The sequence below is a fragment of the Shewanella bicestrii genome, from assembly GCF_002216875.1.
In the GTDB taxonomy this organism is placed as follows: Bacteria; Pseudomonadota; Gammaproteobacteria; order Enterobacterales; family Shewanellaceae; genus Shewanella; species Shewanella seohaensis.
On sequence record NZ_CP022358.1, the window covers coordinates 3,795,841 to 3,815,296 of the forward strand.

The 19,456-nt window shown below is 49.3% G+C and carries 17 protein-coding genes; 13 read left to right on the top strand and 4 right to left on the bottom strand.

Annotation, left to right across the window (positions count from 1 at the left end):
* Positions 1-97 precede the first annotated feature (97 nt).
* On the top strand, positions 98-1,300 hold the full coding sequence (gene zapE / locus CF168_RS16595) for a cell division protein ZapE (RefSeq protein WP_167373664.1): 1,203 nt from the start codon (positions 98-100) through the stop codon (positions 1,298-1,300).
* Positions 1,301-1,578: 278 nt separating this feature from the next.
* On the opposite strand, the gene CF168_RS16600 is transcribed toward zapE, so the two are convergent.
* A complete protein-coding gene (locus CF168_RS16600; RefSeq protein ID WP_089068391.1) occupies positions 1,579-2,556 on the bottom strand; it encodes a LysR family transcriptional regulator in 978 nt (325 codons plus the stop codon).
* 136 nt (positions 2,557-2,692) lie between these two features.
* On the opposite strand from CF168_RS16600, the gene CF168_RS16605 reads away from it, so the two are divergent.
* Complete coding sequence (locus CF168_RS16605; protein WP_089068392.1) at positions 2,693-3,652, top strand: sodium-dependent bicarbonate transport family permease; 960 nt, start codon at positions 2,693-2,695, stop codon at positions 3,650-3,652.
* A gap of 81 nt (positions 3,653-3,733) precedes the next feature.
* Here CF168_RS16605 and CF168_RS16610 read toward each other — a convergent pair whose 3' ends face one another.
* Positions 3,734-4,705: a GGDEF domain-containing protein gene (locus CF168_RS16610; protein WP_089068393.1), complete on the bottom strand. Its 972-nt coding sequence runs from the start codon at positions 4,703-4,705 to the stop codon at positions 3,734-3,736.
* Positions 4,706-4,764: 59 nt separating this feature from the next.
* Positions 4,765-7,629, bottom strand: a complete 2,865-nt coding sequence (glnE, locus tag CF168_RS16615; protein ID WP_089068394.1) for a bifunctional [glutamate--ammonia ligase]-adenylyl-L-tyrosine phosphorylase/[glutamate--ammonia-ligase] adenylyltransferase — start codon at positions 7,627-7,629, stop codon at positions 4,765-4,767.
* A gap of 257 nt (positions 7,630-7,886) precedes the next feature.
* Here glnE and CF168_RS16620 point away from each other — a divergent pair, with 257 nt between their 5' ends.
* From CF168_RS16620 to CF168_RS16655, 8 genes are all read left to right on the top strand, one after another.
* On the top strand, positions 7,887-8,864 hold the full coding sequence (locus CF168_RS16620; RefSeq protein ID WP_011623853.1) for a hypothetical protein: 978 nt from the start codon (positions 7,887-7,889) through the stop codon (positions 8,862-8,864).
* A 15-nt stretch (positions 8,865-8,879) separates the two neighbouring features.
* On the top strand, positions 8,880-9,779 hold the full coding sequence (locus CF168_RS16625; RefSeq protein WP_011623854.1) for a DUF350 domain-containing protein: 900 nt from the start codon (positions 8,880-8,882) through the stop codon (positions 9,777-9,779).
* Positions 9,780-9,783: 4 nt separating this feature from the next.
* Positions 9,784-11,517, top strand: coding sequence for a polyamine aminopropyltransferase (locus tag CF168_RS16630; RefSeq protein WP_089068395.1), 1,734 nt, complete (start codon positions 9,784-9,786; stop codon positions 11,515-11,517).
* A 78-nt stretch (positions 11,518-11,595) separates the two neighbouring features.
* The gene (locus CF168_RS16635) at positions 11,596-12,009 is read left to right on the top strand and encodes a YjfI family protein (protein ID WP_007645549.1); all 414 of its coding nucleotides are present in this window, start codon (positions 11,596-11,598) and stop codon (positions 12,007-12,009) included.
* 12 nt (positions 12,010-12,021) lie between these two features.
* Entirely contained in the window at positions 12,022-12,711 is a 690-nt protein-coding gene (locus CF168_RS16640) for a PspA/IM30 family protein (protein WP_011715973.1), read from the top strand.
* 149 nt (positions 12,712-12,860) lie between these two features.
* Complete coding sequence (locus CF168_RS16645; protein WP_089068396.1) at positions 12,861-13,514, top strand: hypothetical protein; 654 nt, start codon at positions 12,861-12,863, stop codon at positions 13,512-13,514.
* A gap of 107 nt (positions 13,515-13,621) precedes the next feature.
* Positions 13,622-13,951: a hypothetical protein gene (locus CF168_RS16650; RefSeq protein WP_011715971.1), complete on the top strand. Its 330-nt coding sequence runs from the start codon at positions 13,622-13,624 to the stop codon at positions 13,949-13,951.
* A 133-nt stretch (positions 13,952-14,084) separates the two neighbouring features.
* Positions 14,085-14,909 carry an ion transporter gene (locus CF168_RS16655; protein WP_089068997.1) on the top strand — a complete coding sequence of 275 codons (825 nt, stop codon included), beginning with the start codon at positions 14,085-14,087 and terminating at the stop codon, positions 14,907-14,909.
* A gap of 53 nt (positions 14,910-14,962) precedes the next feature.
* On the opposite strand, the gene CF168_RS16660 is transcribed toward CF168_RS16655, so the two are convergent.
* Positions 14,963-16,474, bottom strand: coding sequence for an inorganic triphosphatase (locus tag CF168_RS16660; protein WP_089068998.1), 1,512 nt, complete (start codon positions 16,472-16,474; stop codon positions 14,963-14,965).
* Positions 16,475-16,705: 231 nt separating this feature from the next.
* Between CF168_RS16660 and CF168_RS16665 the strand changes: the two genes are divergently transcribed.
* From CF168_RS16665 to CF168_RS16675, 3 genes are all read left to right on the top strand, one after another.
* Entirely contained in the window at positions 16,706-17,386 is a 681-nt protein-coding gene (locus CF168_RS16665) for a TIGR00153 family protein (protein WP_011623862.1), read from the top strand.
* A gap of 25 nt (positions 17,387-17,411) precedes the next feature.
* Positions 17,412-18,701 carry an inorganic phosphate transporter gene (locus CF168_RS16670; RefSeq protein WP_086902064.1) on the top strand — a complete coding sequence of 430 codons (1,290 nt, stop codon included), beginning with the start codon at positions 17,412-17,414 and terminating at the stop codon, positions 18,699-18,701.
* Between the two features lie 194 nt (positions 18,702-18,895).
* The gene (locus CF168_RS16675) at positions 18,896-19,444 is read left to right on the top strand and encodes a TIGR04211 family SH3 domain-containing protein (RefSeq protein ID WP_164717988.1); all 549 of its coding nucleotides are present in this window, start codon (positions 18,896-18,898) and stop codon (positions 19,442-19,444) included.
* The last annotated feature ends 12 nt before the right edge of the window (positions 19,445-19,456 follow it).

Sequence of the window (19,456 nt, forward strand, 5' to 3'; positions counted from 1 at the left end):
GTTAGGCTGGCAAGGTTTTTCAGCAGACTTAGGCTTAGCACCTCACACCAAATAAGCCCAAGTTTGCTGCCGCAAAGGGATAACACTGGCTCAATTGATGACAAATTCCATGGTCTTAAACCCGCTCACAACGGCAACCGCCCCCCAATCACCTCTGGCCATTTATCAGGCAAAAATCGGCACCGAGCTGATTGAGGATCCCGCGCAGGCACAGGCGGTACTCGCCTTAGATAAGCTGTATCAGCAGATTAATGGTCGAACAGACGCTCAGCCAATCAAAGGCTTATATCTATGGGGTGATGTCGGCCGGGGTAAAACCTTTCTTATGGATTTGTTCTTCGATGCCCTGCCACAACAGGGAAAGCTTAGGTTGCACTTTCATCGCTTTATGGCGCGGGTGCACCAAGCCTTAAAGGAACATGCGGGGCAGCGCGATCCGCTTAAGCTGATCGCAAAAAATCTAGCGCAGGAGTGCAAGGTACTCTGTTTCGATGAGTTTTTTGTCTCAGACATAGGGGATGCCATGATCCTCGCCGGTTTGTTTGAAACCTTGTTTGCCCAAGGGGTGGTGCTTGTCGCCACATCCAACATTCCCATCGAGCGCTTATATGAAAATGGCCTCGCCAGACACAGATTTTTACCCTGCATTGCTCTGCTCCAAGCCCATACCCAAATACTGCATCTGAATGGCGAGCAAGACCACAGGTTGCACGCCTTGAATCACGAGCCTTCGGCAGAGGCCATTGCCGCCACTTCAAAGAATATTGGGCTAACTGGCGCACTGGATTTCGAGGCCATTTTCATGGCGCTGACGCATGGCGCACCCGTGCTTGAAGCCAGCACGCTACGTATCTGTCAGCGGAATATTCCCGTCGTGTGCGCCACTGCTGAAAACCAGCAGCCTTCGGTCGCTTGGTTTGATTTTCATGCCCTGTGCGATGGCCCGCGCTCGCAACTCGACTATATTGAAATTGCGAGCCGATTTAAGGTGTTAATGCTCAGTAATGTGCCCAGACTCGGGGGCGAAGTAAAAGGTTGGATCCGCGCCCGCGGCACTGAAGATGGCACAGGCGACAATCAAGCGGCCACCACGGGAGAGCGGCAACTGGCATACGCCGCTAATGATGATCCAGCGCGGCGTTTTATCAGCCTTATCGATGAGTTATACGATCAAGGGGTGAGCTTATATTTAAGTTGCGACGTGCCACTGAGCGAACTCTACCAAGGCGGCGCCCTCTGTTTTGAGTTTCGCCGCACCTATAGTCGACTCATTGAGATGAGCCAGCAAAGAGTAGAATGAGGGAAACGTCCATGGTCACGATTAACATCAGAAAAAAGCGAATATTTATCACAGTACTCTTCTAGACCGTGATAATAATAAAAATGACCTCCACGGTGCACTTAAGGTCGTGAGACCACTTATGAGTAAATCTAAGATCTACCGCAGAGTAGCAACTATGCCTATATCCATATTGATAAATTGCGGTAAAACGACAGGGAAACGGCGCCACTTTGGATGTAAGAGATGGATTAAGAGACATTCTCCTGTAAAAACACATTAGCATTTAAGCAGTATTGTCACCCATTAAATCGCTGACTTAACTGCTGAATATCCGCAGCAACCCACTCAGGTTCAATACAGTCGGCAAGTTGGCTCGCCATAAACGACACCAACTGCATGGCAGCATAGGGTAAGCGCCTGTCCCTGCGTCCCACCAGATACCAGTTACTCTCCAGTGGAAATCCGTTCACCGACAAGATTGCGGGTTTTTCACGCCCCTCTTGCAGAGTGTGCGCCGAAATCACCGATAAACCTAAGCCCGACGCCACGCTCAACCGAATCGCCTCGTTGCTCTCAATTTGCATGGTGTCGCTCAAGGCAATCCCTTGGGCGCTACACCAAGACTCAAACATCAGCCGTGTGGCTGAGCCAGGTTCGCGCATGATAAAGCGCTCTTGTTTCAACTCGCTAAAGTTGAGATGTTGGCACTTAACCGCCCAGTGGTCCTTAGGGGCTATCAGTTGCAGCGGATTTTTAATGATCCGCGCCGATAACACATGCTCACCACTTGGGGGATGACTAAAGAGATATAAATCATCTTCTTGGCGCTCGAATCGCCCCAAAATATGCGCACGGTTGCCAATATTTAAGGTGACTTTGACCTGCGGAAATTGGCGATAGAATGCCCCAAGAATCCGAGGCATCACGTATTTTGCCGTGGTCACTAGACCAATATTGATATGGCCCACACTGCCGCCCCTCGCCTGCTGGATAAAGGCATCGAAGTCTTCGAAACGACTCAAGGTATCGCAGGCGACCCGATAGAGCTCTTGCCCGACTAAGGTCGGCTGCATTCGCCCCTCTACGCTTACCAATAGAGGCTCACCCAAAATATCCGCCAATTTCTTCAGTTGTAGCGAGACCGTCGGCTGAGTGAGATGCAAGGCGCGCGCGGCGGCCGAGATATTGCCAAGCCTGACGACCTGCACATATACCTCGAGCAAACGAAAGCTTAAGTGCCGAAGTTTAAGTTGGCTTTGGGATGATTTATTCATAGACGATTATCTATACCTAATCTGCAAACAATTTATTTTTCAATATAGCGAATTGGGTTCAGAATCTCCAGCCATCGATGCCCGTGGAACTTTCTCGGCGCATTATTCTGTTGATGTCGTTATTAATGAGATACTTATGCCAGATATTGTCATTGCGTTTTTCGCCTTAGGTTTACTCGCCGGTTTGGTTAAATCCGATCTTAAGGTCCCCCCCGCCATCTACGAAACCCTCTCGATTTTGTTAATGCTGACCTTAGGGCTTAAGGGCGGTATGGCGCTGCACGGTCATACCCAAAACCTAGTGATCACCGAATTGGTTGCCGTTGTCGCCTTAGGCTTACTGATCCCCTTAGTGCTTTACCCTGTGCTGACGCGCTTAGTGCAACTCGGTCGAACCGATGCCATTAGCATCGCCGCCCATTATGGGTCGGTGAGCGCGGGCACCTTTGCTGTGGTTCTCGCCATGGTCGAAAAATCAGGAATGGAATTAAGGCCCGAAACCACCCTATACCTAGTGCTGCTCGAACTGCCCGCGATTGTGGTCATGCTCTGGCTGCACAGATACTTAAGCTCAAAACAGGCGGGGCAAGATGCTGCGCCAACGGCCCATAAATCCAGTGTGTTGCATGAGGCGCTAACCAGCCGTGGCGTCGTGCTACTGGTAGGTGGTGTCGTGATAGGTTGGCTCTATGGCCCGACGGGACTAGCTCCTCTCACACCAGTGCTGCTCGGCGGCTTTAAAACCCTACTAGCACTGTTTTTACTGGAGATGGGCTTAGTCACGGCGAAAGTCTGTTTACCACTGCCACTGCAACAATGGCGTCTGTTAGTGTTTGCCGCCGTAACGCCGTTTATCTTGGCATGGTGTGGTATCGGTGTCGGTTTATGGTTGGAATTGCCCGAAGGCAGCATCTTAATACTTGCCGCCTTAAGTGCTAGCGCCTCCTATATTGCAGCGCCTGCCGCTATCCGCGCCGCGATCCCTGAGGCCAATATCGGCTTGGCGATGCTGGCATCGCTGGGGATTACCTTCCCGGTAAACGTGCTAATCGGTTTGCCCCTGTATCAGCACTGGGTGCTACAAATTACCGCTTAAACTTCGCCCATAAAAAAGGGAGACTACTGTCTCCCTTTTTAGCTTTTCAATCTGCTTATGACTGAACCAACGCCCAATCTACTAGGGCTTATCTAAGTGGTGCAAGGCTTTGTTTTCGTACATAGCCCTGTCGGCGGTATCGAGTAAATCCTCAAGGTTCATATCGGATTCTGGCGACCAATGGGCAACACCTATACTGGTTTCTAACGGGCGCTGCTGCGGACGTTGCTGATTATATTGCTCAAGCAATAACTTAAAACGCTCGATGGCAAAACCGACGGTGTCAGGCTGCACAAAACTGAGCAGCACCACAAACTCATCCCCGCCCAATCTGGCTATCACATCGGACTCTCTAAACGCCGCCATTAAAATATGGGCAAAATCATAGAGCACTTGGTCGCCCTTACGATGACCAAAGCTGTCGTTCACTTCTTTAAAAAAGTCGAGGTCAAAAAACACTAACGCCGCTTTTGCGTTAGTACGTCGACAACTGGCAAGAGATTGATAGGCCAGCAGTTCAAACCCACGCCGATTAGAGATCATGGTGAGCGGATCTAAGGTATTTTGCGCGATAAACAGCAGCTCGGCCTCAACCATTTGCCCCAGATCCGTTAAGGTTTCAATGTCATCGTCGCTAAATTCCCGCGGCTCATTGCCGATTAAGCACAGCGTCCCGACCCGATATTCCCCTTGAATGGTAAGAGGATAACCCGCATAAAACCGGATATGCGGAGGCTCTGTAACTAAGGGATTATCGAAAAAACGGGGATCCTTGAGGGCATCGTTAACGATAAACACACCATCATGGTTAATAGCATGGGCGCAAAAGGAAATATCCCTTGAAGTTTCAGTCACCTCTAACCCTTGGCGAGACTTAAACCACTGACGATTCGCATCGACTAGGGTCACCACGCAAATCGGCAGGGCAAAGATCCGCCGCGTTAGCCGAGTGATCCTGTCGAATCTTTCCTCGGCATCGGTATCGAGTACATTCAGCGCCCTTAGGGTGGCTAAACGTTGTAACTCATTCTCAGGAATGGGAGGTAGTTGCATAGTACACTCCGCTAATGGCTCTCTAACAAGCTTAGACTAACTGCAAGGCTCACGTTGATTTACTCAAGGATTGCCTGATAAATCACAACCACTCGCTCCGCGTGGGCCGCCACATCATCAAAGGCCAACTTACCGGCTTTTTGTTGCAGAGTAAGGCGATGATTTTCATCCCTTAGCCAGCAATAACTCTGGGTTAAGTGCTGCGCGCTCATGAGCGGCAAAAGCTCAAGCTCGGCCAGCACACCAAAAATACGCACATTATCAGACCAAATCGACAATTCGGGATACTCATGTGCGTGAGCAAGCACTAAATATTGGGCGATAAACTCAATATCCGTGATCCCGCCGGGGCTCTGTTTTAAGTCGAATTCACCTTCGCTGACTTTAAGTAAATGGTCACGCATCTTTTGACGCATCTCACGCACGGCCTTTTTCAACTCGTCCTTGTCTCTTGGTTGCTCAAGCACAGAGGCGCGGATCTGGCTAAATTTAGCCGCTAAACTATTATCGCCAAAAACAAAACGTGAACGCACTAAGGCTTGATGCTCCCAGGTCCAAGCCTCCTGCGCTTGATACTCACCAAAGCGCGCAATCTCACTCACCATTAAGCCCGATGCGCCAGACGGACGCAGGCGCATATCCACTTCATATAACTCACCCGAGGTGGTTCGGGTCGAGAATAAATGCAGAATACGTTGAGCCAGTTTCAAATAAAAATGGCCCACTTCTATCGGTCTGTCGCCATTGGTAAGGCTGTTGGCCATATTTTCGGGCGCTTCGTAGAGGAAAACTAAATCCAGATCCGAACCATAACCCAGTTCGATACCGCCTAATTTGCCATAGCCTATGACCGCAAAGCCGGTATCGTTGCCTTCCTCAAGATAACTGGGCACACCATGGCGCACCGCCACTTGTTGCCATGCCTGCATCACCACTTGCTCGATAATGGCTTCGGCCAAGAAGGTTAAGTGATCGCTCACCTGCATCACAGGTAAAACACCTGTCACATCGGCGGCGGCAATTTTCAGCTGTTGTGACAACTTAAACTGGCGCAGCGCCTCCATTTGCTGCTCCATATCATCCTCAGGTACTCGCAGCAGATATTGGCGCAGCTCACTGGGATAATCATCGAGCGAGGTTGTGTCGTACAGATGCGCGGGATCGATAAGCTCATCGAGCAACATCGGGAATTTAGCGAGCTGCGCGGCAATCCAAGGACTGGCGCAGCACAGGCTCACAAGCTGTTGCCGTGCGCCGGGGTTTTCGCACAGCAATTCAAGATAGGTGGTGCGCGTCAGAATTTGCTCTAGCACCTTTGAGACAGGCTCAAAGGCCGCTGAAGGGCTCGGCTGATTGAGTAACTCGTCCAGCAACCTTGGCATTAATTTATCGAGGGTATCACGGCCACGGGGACCAATCGAGCGTTTAGTCACGGTGTCGCGCCAGCTGCTGAGTAGCGGCCAGAGTTTATCGTCATCAATCTGCTGCTCGGCGAGGAGGTTAATCGCGTGGTCGTCCTGCTGCACATTCCACAGCTGCGCAGTCCAATGCTCGGCTTTCTCCTCGCCTTCTTCACCGCCAACTGTGGCTTTAAAATGACGATGAATTTTCGCCATCGCCGCCTCGATATGGGTGCGAAGATCGGTCTCGTTGGTCATATCCAGCACTGCGCAAAGTCTTGCCCAATCGAGGGGATTATTTGGCAGAGTCTGGGTTTGCTTATCATCAATCGCCTGTAACAGGTTCTCGACTCGACGCAGTAATAAGTAGCTGTGTTTTAGCTCATCGACCGCCAAGTATTCGAATTGCCCTAGGCTGTAAAGGGTGTCCATGGCTCCAAATAGGCTCTGCTGGCGCAGGGCGGGTTCACGGCCGCCGCGGATCAGCTGAAAGCTTTGCACCACGAACTCCACCTCACGTATCCCACCCGCACCGAGTTTAATATTGTCGGTTAACTGACGGCGACGCACTTCTTGGGCAATGAGTTGTTTCATTTTGCGCAGGGATTCAATCGCCGAGAAGTCGATATAACGGCGATAAACAAAGGGGCGCAGCAAGCTGTGTAATTCGTCAGAAAAATGATTCCACGGTCCGAGCGAACGGGCTTTGACCATGGCATAGCGTTCCCAATCCCGTCCTTGCTCTTGGTAATAATCCTCAAGGCCACTAAAACTCACCACCAATGGACCACTCTCGCCGTAGGGACGCAGGCGCATGTCGACGCGGAACACAAACCCATCGACAGTAATTTGGTCGAGTAAATTAACTAGCCGCTGCCCCATACGGATGAAAAACTGTTGGTTATCGAGGCTTCGGCGCCCACCCACAGTTTCGCCATGTTCAGGGAAGGTAAAGATAAGGTCGATATCGGAGGAGAAGTTCAGCTCACGCCCACCGAGCTTGCCCATGCCCAAAATAAGCAAAGGCTGCGGATTGCCCGCCTTATCCATAGGCGTGCCATATTGGGCACACATTTCTTTATAGAGCCAATCCCTTGCCCCTATCACTAACGCTTCGGCGAGTGCCGAGAGGTCTAACAGTGACTCTTCTAAACTGGTGTAATCTAAAAAATCTCGCCAGGCTAAACGCACCATTTGATAGTTACGAAATCGGCGTAATTGACGTTTTGCGAGGTCTTCAGTCGTCGCACTATTTAACTGTTCGTGTAGCTGGGCATCAAAGGTCTGCCGCTCTACTTGTTGCAGATCGCCTGCGAATAAAGTGTTAATCCACTCGGGTGACCGAGTTAACTGCGCTGCGATATAATCGCTTAATCCTAAAACGTTTTTCAGTTCCTGCTGCTGCGCAGGCGTTAAATTTGCCAGTCCTTCTGACCATACTTCGGCGAGGCGTGCCCAATGCCGCTCTGCGGCTTGAGTAACGAGGGGAGACAATGACTTATTACTGTCTTTTTGTACGGCCATAATAATCCCTAACAAATTTAAACGTCGACATATTATGTCATAAATGATATAGAATGAAGCCACATCAGGTTTGATGCCATTGCCATGCCTCAAGGCAAATTTCCCTCCATGGCAAATGCAAGCTCAGCCCAACAGAAAGTGGCCCCCTCTTTCTTGGCTGTTTAGGGTACTATAACCTGTGAGGCAAACATATTGGGCAAGTAGATTATTATTGTCCGCCCATATTTGAGTTTTATTTCAGCACTTTTGGAGAAAACATGGCAGGAATGCTAATGCGGGTTCTCACGTCGATACTCATTTTGGCCGCGACCTTATCGCTTACGGGTTGTGGCGATGATAGGCCAGAGAAAATTGAGAAGTATCAACAACTCACTCAGCAGCGCCTCTCGACACTCAATACCATGCTCGAGGACGGTCAAGTACGTAACGCCAATCTGCTCAAGCAATATAGCAGTTTGCTCAAACAGCAAAAGCCCGATTTCGCGCCACTCTTGGATGAATTAGCCAAGGATTCAACCGCCGAAGGGCCAATGTATACGTCGCTGAAGCGCCGCTTAGACGATGCCAAAAACTCTGCTAACTTTACCGATCTCGACCAGCAACTCGCCGAGGTTGAGAATCTCTATCAAGCGGCCGATCCCAGCCTGTATAACGACATGCTTTCCGATCCCGTCAACGTGATTGCCGATATGTCGGATGGCAAGCTTGCCCGCGTTAATGCCATCAGCCGTGAAGCGGCGGCCCTTGCCAATAATGCCGAAGATTTTGGCCCTGGTAGCCAATTGGTGGGTAACCCAGCCTACGGCAGCTGGCAGACAGACTCGAGCGGCATGTCCTTCTGGGCTTGGTACGGCATGTATTCGATGTTTTCGAATATCTTCCACCGCCCCATTTATTACGACCGTTGGTCGGGTAACCGTGGCTACAGCTATTACAACGACGTAGGTCGCTATCGCTATACCTCGCCAAAACAAGCACAGGCGCAGGAAAAAACCTTCGAGCAGACCAAAAAACGTTTCGATTCTCAAGGGAAACGCTTCGACAGCCCTTATTCAAAATCGCGCACGGGTGCCACGGCTCTCTCCCGTGAGAGCAGCAGCGCGCCTAAAACCAATACCACAGCGAATAAGTCGAGCGCGCAGTCGGGCAGCAAATTCCGCTCAAATTATTCTAAAGACAGCAGTTTCCGTAATTCCAGCAACCGCACGACCCGCAGTGTGCGCCGAGGCAAGTAAACTAAAGGATCTCCCATGACATTATTTCAGGATTTCGGTATCACACCAGAGCTAGTCACCATACTGGCAATTGACCTCACGATTGCGGTTATCTTATTGACATTAATGCGTTATTTGCAGGGTTGGAGCGTCAGAGTCAATAGCAGTAAAGAGCTGGCTGAACGCGATAACTTTGCCTTTGGGATCAGCACCGCCGGCGCCGTTGCCGCGCTCGGCATAGTGCTGACCGGTGCTATTACTGGCGCTGCTGCACCCTCCTATTTAACCGAAGCTATCGGCATGAGCGCCTACGGGTTATTTGGTTTAGTGCTGATTAAACTCGGACGTTTTTTACACGACAAAATCGCGCTAAATGAGTTAGATAAGAATCAGCAAATCCTTAAAGGCAATGTGTCTGTCGCCATTGTGGATGCGAGCGCCGCCATCGCTACCGCGATCATTATTCGCGCCGTACTGCTATGGGCTGAGGATTTAACACTCGATACCTTTATTGCCATCTTCAGCGCCTTTGCGATTTCACAGTTGATGCTAGTGCTACTGACCCGCCTACGCGAAAAACGCTTCGCGAGTCGTAATCAAGACTCTTCCATGCAGCAAGCACTAGCCCAAGGCCACACAGCATTAGCCATTCGCCACGCAGGCTTTATGATCGCCATGGCACTTAGCTTTAATGCCGCGAGTCATTTTATCCTGTTCAACCCAACCGCCTATGTGACCAACATCATCGGCTGGTTAGTGTTCTCCATCATCATGTTGGTAGTACTGACACTGCTGCTGTTTGTGATCAAAAAGCTAGTGCTGGCACGAATCGATTTAGCGGATGAAGTTGAAAGACAGCACAACATTGGTATCGCTGCCGTAGAAATGGCCATCAGTATTGCTATCGCACTTATTCTCACGGCCCTAATGGCGTAATCCAATGCACGAATCCCAAATAACCGGCTCTGCGACTCAAACGGTAAAAACGAGTCGCCTAAGCTGGTTCGATGATGTCCTACTATTGGGCATTATGGCCGTACTCGCTGGGTGCGGCCTGATCTACGAATACCTGTTGTCCCACTACGCAGGCCGGATCTTAGGCGCGTTAGAAGCCGCCATTTACACTATGATCGGCCTGATGATCGTCTCCATGGGTCTTGGTGCCTTTGCCGCTCGCAAAATTAAAGATGCCTTTACTGGCTTTGTGGTGCTCGAACTCACGGTCGCGCTCTGCGGCTCGCTGGCGATTTTAATTACCGCAGCCGTAATAGGTTTTGGTCAGCAGCTGCCGATGCTTATCGCCTCCACCTTAGGCTTACCACCGGATCAATTGCCCGAGGGTGGCATGATTGGCTCGCTGCAAAAGCTGAGCGAATATCTGCCCTATGTCTGGGGCGTTTTGCTCGGCTTGATGATCGGGATGGAAATTCCGCTGATCGCGAGGGTAAGACAATCTCTATCAGATGAACACTTACTGCATAATGCCGGTACCATTTATGGCGCCGACTATATTGGCGCAGGGATTGGCGCGGCCATTTGGGTCGGCTTTATGCTGGCCATCGATATTCAACTCGCCGCCGCGCTGACCGCCAGCTTTAACTTGCTCGCTGGCTTTGTGTTTATCTGGCGTTTTTGGCCCAAGATCCAAAGGGCGAAATTATTGCTCGCGGGGCATTTTGTGGTCACGGGCGTATTATTGCTGCTCGCCATTCAAGGGCCGAGCTGGGAGCAACAGTTCAACAATCTGCTCTATAAAGACAAAGTGGTTTACGCTAAGGCCACGCGCTTTCAACAACTCACCTTTACCGAGCGCTTACGTGGCAATGGCCTCTCACCCATATACTCTTTGTATATCAATGGCCGATTACAGTTTTCGAGTATCGATGAGCATATCTACCATGCGTTTTTAGTTCACCCAACGCTTGCGGCCAGCGCTCGCCACAACAAGGTATTAATCATTGGTGGTGGTGATGGACTGGGCCTAAAGCAAGTGCTGCGTTGGGAACCTGAGCAAGTGACCTTACTCGATCTGGATGCCGCATTGGTGCAACTCTTTAAAACGCCCGATACGGATATGCCTAAGCGTCTAAGCCAAGCCCTGTTAGCCCTCAATGGCAATGCCTTTAACGATCCTCGCGTTAAGGTGATCCACGACGACGCCTTTAACGGAGTCGATAAATTGATTGCCGCAGGGGATAAATACGATGCCATTATTGTGGACTTGCCCGATCCTAGCCATCCCGATTTAAATAAGCTCTATTCGGATTATTTCTATCGCAAGCTCAAGGAACTAATGAGCAGTGATGGCGCTCTGACTGTACAGTCAACCTCGCCCTATCACGCGCAAAAGGCCTTTATCTCGGTCGCGAAAACCTTGGCTTTAGCGGGGTTTGACGTAAAACAGTATCACCATAACGTCCCAAGCTTTGGAGAATGGGGCTGGAGCATTGCCACCCTATCGGGAAAAGATGCCCAGCATCGCCTAGGCGAGCTGACAGCACTGCCGATAGCGGATGACTGGTTAACCTTAGGTTTAGTCAAAGGCGCCTTTGAATTTCCTGCCAATTTTTATCAGGACGCCGCCAATATTAAGCCTAACGAACTCGGTTCGTTGCAGTTGTACCATTATCATCAACAGGCATGGTCCGAAACCCAAGGACTGGATCTTTTTTAACGGATAAAGATAGTGCTTGACATATTATGTCTCAGTGCTATCTTTGAACACAGACATAATATGTCAATAAGGACAAATATGAATATCCATACTCTTGCTAATCACCTCAACAGCCTTGGCAATAATAGCCAGACCGGCTTCCAATTCGATTGCTATCCAATTGATGGTGAAGTCGAAGTGTTGCAAGTGAATGTGGTCGGCCGTGAAGAAATCCCGGTATTCGTATCGGTTACGGACAACCAAATTCTCTGCATCAGCTACCTGTGGGGCGAGAACGAAGTAAACCAAGAACGTCGCAGCGAAATGTTTGAGACCATGCTCGAATTAAACATTCCAATGCCATTGTCAGCCTTTGCCAAAATTGATGACAAATACGTGGTTTACGGCGCGCTGTCTCTGCAATCTAGCATGCTCGAAATCGAGCAAGAGTTAGCAGTCTTATCCGATAACTGCTTAGAAGTTATCGATGAAATGGTCGACTATCTGAAATAAGGAGCCACAATTATGGGCATTCTGAACAAAATTTTAACAGCGTTTCGCGGTGGTGCCACCGAAGTTGGCCAAAGCATCGTAGACGCAAACTCGACTCGAATTTTCGAACAGGAAATCCGTGATGCCGAGAAACACTTAACCAACGCCAAGCGCGAACTGACCGACGTGATGGCGAAAGAAATGCAAGCCAGCCGCGAAGTTGACCGCTTAAAGCGCTCAATTGCCGAACACGAAGGCTATGCAACGCAAGCATTAGACAAAGGCAATGAAGCCTTAGCCATTGAAGTGGCTGAAAAAATTGCTCAATTAGAGCAAGAGCTGGCCGAGCAGCAAACTGCCAATGATAGCTTCAGCGCCCATGCAGTACGTCTAAAAGATTTAGTGAAGAAAACCGAGCGTCAACTGTCTGATTATCAACGTCAGTTAAGCATGGTTAAAACCACCGAAAGCGTGCAAAAGGCGACAGCGACCATTACCGACTCTTTTGCCTCAAGCAACTCTAAGCTGCTGAATGCAAAAGATTCATTAGAGCGTATCAAGGCGCGTCAACAACAGTTTGACGACAGATTGAAAGCCGCTGAAACCTTAGCCGAAGAAGGCAGCGATAAATCATTGCAGGCCAAATTAGCCGAGGCAGGCATTGGTGAACAAAAATCTAATGCCAACGCCGTGCTCGAACGTATCAAGGCACGTAAAAGCTAATTAATGATTGACCAAACGCCGAGCACCGATGGGACCATCACCCCCTATTGTGCTCGGCTTTTTTGTTTTTTGTTTTAGACACGCGGATATGTCCAATCAGCCACTCATGGCGTGAGCTTTGGCATGGTGCGCACTGTTTAGGAGCGAATATGGGATTTTTTAACAGTATTTTTGGAAAAAAGACGCCGCCAGCGCGTGAACTCAATCATCCCTCTGCGCTCAAGATCGGCGATATGATCTCCATCGACAATAGTTTTGCTCTGCCGCCACAATTGCGCGGTCAACAACTGAAAGTCGAAGCGGTGAATACCTATGAGTTTGAACGCAATCAGCAAACCGAGTGGGTGTTAAAAGGTCATGGTAGCGAGACGCTATTTTTGAGTCTTGAAGAAGACGATGAAACTTACCTCGCCTTCTCTATGAAAATTACCCGCGCACAGGTGGAACAGTTATTCGATTTAGAGCAATTCAGCACTCTGTTCGATGAACCAGGCCACGCCGAACTCACCACCCAAGAGTTATCGCCACAGCTAGCCGAGCAGCTCGAACAATGGCTGGGTAAGCAATATCATCAAGTAACCTTTGCGCTGTTTGGCTATTTTCACCGTGAAGACTACCGCGGCCTAAAACCACCGCAGGATGCCAATGGTGCAACCGGCGAGCCCTTCGAATATTATTTACTGCTCGATGATGACGAAAGCCGCGCGGTAGAAGTCGAAGTGTACGAAGGTGGCGATACCGATGTGGTACTGACCTTATACCGCCCCGTGTCGGACATTCGCGACTACTGGCCCGGTCAATAAAGTTTGGCATACGATAAAGTGCGCGACTCGCACTTTATCGCTTAAGCCATTACAATCCCAATTGAATTCGCTCGAAATGCACGGTTGATAGCAACAGGTAACGCCTAATGAGTAAAACGAAACACCCTCTCCCAGAGCAATGGCAAAAGAACCAGCAAGCCGCAAAAGCGACGCAAGTGGCCTTCGATCTCGATGAAAAGTTTCAATATTCTATTCGTAAAGCCGCGCTCGATGCGGGTGTCAGCCCTTCCGATCAAATCCGTACCATTTTAGGCTTAAGTGTTTCAAAACGTCCGACTCGTCCCCGCTTAACCGTCTCTCTAAACGCCGAAGATTATGTACAACTAGCTGAAAAATATGGTCTTAGCGCCGATTCTCAGCTTGAGATTAAACGCCGCGTGCTTGAAGACTTAGTACGCTTTGTCGCCGAAGATTAATCGCAGTTACGCCTCTAAGCATTTAAGCGCCCGACAAACCTAAGTCGGGCGATTTATCACAAAGTTAATTTACTCATAGCGTAAACTCTTTTACCTTAGACATTCGCCTTAAAATACAGGGATCATGTTAGGCATGACAGATAAAACCCCTTGGTCGCTCCGCTCTTTGGGTAATCCATCTCCCTTCGAATTCGCCATGATGCTGTTGTCGCTGCTCTCAGTCATCATAGTGTTAGTGATGACCTTTGGCCGACTCGATAAAGAAACCTACAGGTTACTGTTTTTTATCGATACCACGATTTGCATGATTTTTATGGTTAATTTTTTCGTTGGCCTGTTTCGCGCTCGCGATAAAGTTTTTTATCTGCGCCATCATTGGATTGATTTTATCGCCAGTATTCCCGCCATCGAGGCACTGCGTATCGCGAGGGTGTTCCAAATTCTGCGGGTAATCCGCCTAATTCGCATGAGCCGTTCTTTCCTTATTCCATTGATAAAGCAGCGCAAACAAGCAACCCTCGCCAGCTTACTGGTCGCTATGGTGACCATTTTAACCTTCGCTTCTATCATCATTCTGATTGTCGAAAGTGGCACAGAGGGCGCCAATATTCAAACCGCCGAGCAAGCCATTTGGTGGGCCTTAGTGACGATTTCGACCGTGGGTTATGGCGATTTTTATCCCGTCAGTACCGCAGGGCATATTGTGGGCGGCATAGTGATTGTCAGCGGCGTGAGTTTTTTCGGGGTGATTTCGGGTTATATGGCCTCGGTATTTGTCGCCCCCGATGAAAGCGAGCGCCAAGAACGTCAAGACGCCCATAAGGCAGAGATTAAAAGCGAACTCGAAATGGCTCTTGCCAGAATGGAAGAAAACCAGCGGCAGATGGAGCAAAATCAAGCGCAGATGCTGGCCAAAATTGCCGAGTTAAAACAGGCATTGGAAGCCCAAAAAAATTAGGAAGGCATGGCCCTCCTAAGCTTCGTTCAATGGGGTCTCGACCAATCGGCCGTTTACCAATAGGTCATTTGCGTCATCGCGTTTTGTCTCGACGCATCCATCGCAAAGAGTAAGCTTTGCTGCTTAGCCTCAAGCCAGTCGCTTAAGTCGATGCCAAGGATTTGCGCCGCCAGCGTCAATTGCTGATAACAGGCTAAGGTTCTAATCCCTAACACTAAATCCTGCCAAGGTGCCCTAAAGGCATCGCGGGATTTTGCCTCATACAAAAGCCCATACGCTTGCCCTACTTGAATACTCTCATCCAGTAACGCCGCGCACTGTAAATAATCCTCGGCTGTCATGGTCTTATCACTAGGCATGGCCGAGAGAACCGCCTGCCATGAGGTTTCCTGCGCATGATCAGCATGCTGGGATAACCCAAGCTCTGCGGGCAGTTCGATGTTTCCCGCGCTGAGCGCCAATAGGATCTCGACAATCGCTAACTGCAATTGGCCGTATTCAATACTTTGCCAGAGTGAGTCTAATCGCTCAGAGATATCCATGGCCTCAAATTGCCGCTGTAGTTGTTGCATCAAAGCTTGACGGGCGTCGTGCCGAGTCAATAAGCCTTTTTGACTACCGAGCAAAGCTGCGAGGGCCTGTGCCTCTTCAATAAAGGTGAGTTGCGATTCAATCAAATTAAAGTGCTGCATCAAAGTAGCATTATCGAGGCCAAACTGGCTCAGCGTCATCCGTAATAAACGGATACAGGCGCGCATCCGCCACCACAGTGCAATCACGGCTTCGTTGTCTTGTTCTTCAACAATCATAGCTTCGAGCAGCTGCCAACGTTCGAGTGCAGTTTCCAGTAGCACTTGGCAGGTAGCCGTTAAATCCTGTTGGTGGGGCTGATGCAGGTTGAGATCCTCTGGCACGGGCAGCGGTAAAAACTCCAGCGCACTCAAGGTTAACGGCTTAGATTGCCCCGCGAGTCGATAGCCGCGCTGCGCCTTACTGGCTTTACCTAAACGAACAGGAACGCTATCGGCGACTTGCATCGCCAAGGTTAATAAGGCACTGGCATCCCCTGACAATAGCTCAAATTCGAGTTCGCAGAGGGCTTCATGCTGACCATTAGCGGTAATATCACCCGTGTCCAAGGCAACCTCGATAAGGCTCTCTTCGAGAGTCACATGCCAGGCGCGGCGATAAAAATCGGTATGAAATACGCAGCCAAGCGCCGCTTGCACTGAGGGTAAATCGGCATTCGCGGGCCAGATATTGGCCGGAAAGAGGCTTAAATTTGGGCTGTCGGCTTCAATGGTGACGTTATATTCGGGACGCGAATGGATCCCGCCCACAACTTGCCCCGCCGTCTTAATGGTTTGCTCTTTGTGACCATCAAACCCGCGTACCCTTAACCCCATGTCCCATTGGCGTAATTGTAATCCGGGGGTATCAAAGTAACCGTTGCTTAAGCGACGCTTTCCCTGCGGAGCGGCGTTTGGCAGGCTATCTAACTTATTTATCAAGGATTCTTGAAACTTAGGGAGGAAAAACAGTTTTAATTCTATCTCAGCATTCATTGCGGCACCGCTCATTTTGTCATCAAATATTCATTGATGCGTCACTTTTAGTTCATAATGTCACAAATGTGTCATAAAAATCCCGTAGGATTTGGTTTTGAAGTTGGTATATAACCCGTTAGAATAAAGCTGTGATTTTTTCTCAAAAAACACAGTTTCAATACGCGGACGCATAGGGTAACATGCGCCCGCTTTTTCCAATCATGGAACAATCTAAATAGGTAAACGGCAATGCCAGTAAACTCTATTTTGGGCGTGTTTGCAAAATCGCCAATCAAGCCTCTTCAAGAGCACATGGACAAAGTCTACGATTGCGCATCGTTACTGGTCCCCTTTTTCGAAGCCACCATCACAGGTAACTGGGATGGCGCAGTTCAACTTCGTAAGCAAATCAGTTTAGCGGAAAAGCAAGGTGACTCACTCAAGCGTGAAATTCGCCTCACTCTGCCAAGCGGCTTGTTTATGCCTGTTGAGCGTACAGATCTATTGGAACTACTGACTCAACAAGACAAAATCGCTAACAAAGCAAAAGATATCTCTGGTCGTGTTATCGGCCGTCAATTATTAATCCCTCAGGTCATGCAAGTGCCATTTATTGCGTATCTACAACGTTGTATCGACGCAGTAGGTCTTGCAAAACAAGTCATTAACGAACTCGAAGATTTGCTTGAAGCTGGTTTCCGCGGTCGTGAAGTCGACTTAGTGGCTAAAATGATCAACGAACTCGATATCATCGAAGAAGATACTGACGATCTGCAAATTCAATTACGTCGTCAACTATTTGCATTGGAATCAGAATTGAATCCTGTCGATGTGATGTTCCTCTATAAAACGATTGAATGGGTCGGCGGTCTTGCAGATCTTGCCGAACGAGTCGGTTCGCGTCTTGAGCTTATGCTGGCTCGCGTTTAATAAATAAGGTTATCAAGGTATCAATATGGTTGATGCAGGTATGGAGGTGGCTAACGTCTTAGCCACTAATGGGCCGTGGCTTATTGCCATTGCGGCCGCGTTTGGTTTTCTAATGGCGTGGGGTATTGGTGCGAACGACGTGGCCAATGCAATGGGAACCTCTGTGGGTTCCAACGCGATTACTATTAAACAAGCGATTATTATCGCAATGATCTTCGAATTTGCTGGTGCTTACTTAGCCGGCGGCGAAGTCACCAGTACGATCCGTAACGGTATTATTGATTCAAGCTACTTTACCCAAACCCCTGAATTGCTGGTATACGGCATGATTGGCTCGCTGTTAGCCGCAGGGATTTGGTTAGTTGTCGCATCAGCCTTAGGCTGGCCAGTATCGACCACTCACTCAATCGTGGGTGCGATTATCGGCTTCGCGGCTGTGGGTGTTGGCACTGATTCAGTCGCTTGGGAAAAAGTAGGTGGTATCGTTGGCTCTTGGGTCATCACTCCTGCAATCTCTGGCTTTATGGCTTTCATTCTGTTCCAAAGCACGCAAAAACTGATTTTCAACACAGATAACCCACTCGCTAACGCGAAACGCTATGTGCCTTTCTATATGGCATTTGCGGGCTTTATCATGTCGTTAGTCACTATCCTTAAGGGTTTATCACACGTTGGTATTCACTTAAAAGGTGCCGAAGCATACATGCTAGCTGGTGTGATTGCGCTGATCGTGGGTATCGTGGGTAAAGTGGTGATTTCTCGTTTAAAAATGGATGAGAAAGCCACCCACAAAACCATGTACGCTAACGTTGAAAAAGTGTTTGCTATCCTGATGGTGCTCACCGCCTGTTGTATGGCGTTCGCCCACGGTTCAAATGACGTAGCTAACGCGATTGGCCCATTAGCGGCGGTTGTCTCTGTGGTAAACAGTGGCGGTCAAATTGCGTCTAAGTCTCCGTTAGTTTGGTGGATCCTGCCTTTAGGTGCCGTTGGTATCGTGATGGGTCTGGCAATCTTCGGTAAGCGCGTGATGCAAACCATTGGTAAAAACATCACTCACTTAACGCCAAGCCGTGGTTTTGCTGCCGAATTAGCCGCTGCCTCGACTGTCGTTATTGCTTCTGGTACTGGTTTACCTATCTCTACCACACAAACTTTAGTGGGTGCGGTATTAGGTGTGGGTATGGCACGCGGTATTGCTGCAATCAATATCGGCGTAGTGCGTAATATCGTTGTGTCTTGGGTGGTCACCTTACCTGCGGGTGCGGGTCTGTCGATCATCTTCTTCTTTATGATTAAAGGTATCTTTAACTAAGAAGTCCAAGGTGACTATGGCAAGCTTGCCGTAGAAACGCACAAACACACAGGAATCGCTAGCATGGATGCGGCAAAGTTGAGGGAAGTCTATGACTTCCCTCTTGCATTGCAGGCCTCAAATCCCTAGCATGTGGTCACTATTTCGTTGATGAGAATACAAAAGTGTTAAGAATGCTGACTCTGGTGGGAATGATGTTACTCTCCCCCAACCTGCTGGCCGAAGGCCAACCCCGCTATATCTCGGACAACGTGTTTCTTTATATTCTCAATGGTCCGAGTACAGACTACCGTATCTTAGGCTCAATTGAAGCGGGTCAACCAATTACCTTATTAGGCGAAACCCAAGGCGATTACTCCAAAATTGTCGACCACAAGGGCCGTGAAGGTTGGATACCGACTAACATGATTAGCTCGGCACCCAGTTTTCGCGAGCAAGTATCGTCACTCACCAGTGAACTGGCTGAAGCCAAAGCTAAACTGGACGAAGTGATGAGCTCAACCGATAACCATGCCGATGAAGTGGCCGAGCTTAAAGCCAAGCTGACCGAAGCCGAAACGATGCTCAGCAAAACTACCCAAGAGCGTGACAGCTTGAAAGTGGCCGTGGATCGCAGCGCTCAGGAAGCACAATTTGCCCTATGGCGTGAAGGTGGACTGATCGCCGCCGCCGGTTTAGTGGTCGGGGTGATTTTAGTTTATCTGCCAAGACCGCAACGCCGTAATAAAAAGCGTTGGATGTAAATTTTTACGCGA

Bases quoted from the DNA above. Each gene is read 5' to 3' on its own strand.
- CF168_RS16660 (WP_089068998.1), bottom strand. From the start codon at position 16,474: ATGAATGCTGAGATAGAATTAAAACTGTTTTTCCTCCCTAAGTTTCAA.
- CF168_RS16620 (WP_011623853.1), top strand. From the start codon at position 7,887: ATGGCAGGAATGCTAATGCGGGTTCTCACGTCGATACTCATTTTGGCC.
- CF168_RS16625 (WP_011623854.1), top strand. From the start codon at position 8,880: ATGACATTATTTCAGGATTTCGGTATCACACCAGAGCTAGTCACCATA.
- CF168_RS16635 (WP_007645549.1), top strand. From the start codon at position 11,596: ATGAATATCCATACTCTTGCTAATCACCTCAACAGCCTTGGCAATAAT.
- CF168_RS16605 (WP_089068392.1), top strand. From the start codon at position 2,693: ATGCCAGATATTGTCATTGCGTTTTTCGCCTTAGGTTTACTCGCCGGT.
- CF168_RS16610 (WP_089068393.1), bottom strand. From the start codon at position 4,705: ATGCAACTACCTCCCATTCCTGAGAATGAGTTACAACGTTTAGCCACC.
- glnE (WP_089068394.1), bottom strand. From the start codon at position 7,629: ATGGCCGTACAAAAAGACAGTAATAAGTCATTGTCTCCCCTCGTTACT.
- CF168_RS16645 (WP_089068396.1), top strand. From the start codon at position 12,861: ATGGGATTTTTTAACAGTATTTTTGGAAAAAAGACGCCGCCAGCGCGT.
- CF168_RS16670 (WP_086902064.1), top strand. From the start codon at position 17,412: ATGGTTGATGCAGGTATGGAGGTGGCTAACGTCTTAGCCACTAATGGG.
- CF168_RS16675 (WP_164717988.1), top strand. From the start codon at position 18,896: ATGTTACTCTCCCCCAACCTGCTGGCCGAAGGCCAACCCCGCTATATC.
- zapE (WP_167373664.1), top strand. From the start codon at position 98: ATGACAAATTCCATGGTCTTAAACCCGCTCACAACGGCAACCGCCCCC.
- CF168_RS16655 (WP_089068997.1), top strand. From the start codon at position 14,085: ATGACAGATAAAACCCCTTGGTCGCTCCGCTCTTTGGGTAATCCATCT.
- CF168_RS16665 (WP_011623862.1), top strand. From the start codon at position 16,706: ATGCCAGTAAACTCTATTTTGGGCGTGTTTGCAAAATCGCCAATCAAG.
- CF168_RS16630 (WP_089068395.1), top strand. From the start codon at position 9,784: ATGCACGAATCCCAAATAACCGGCTCTGCGACTCAAACGGTAAAAACG.
- CF168_RS16640 (WP_011715973.1), top strand. From the start codon at position 12,022: ATGGGCATTCTGAACAAAATTTTAACAGCGTTTCGCGGTGGTGCCACC.
- CF168_RS16650 (WP_011715971.1), top strand. From the start codon at position 13,622: ATGAGTAAAACGAAACACCCTCTCCCAGAGCAATGGCAAAAGAACCAG.
- CF168_RS16600 (WP_089068391.1), bottom strand. From the start codon at position 2,556: ATGAATAAATCATCCCAAAGCCAACTTAAACTTCGGCACTTAAGCTTT.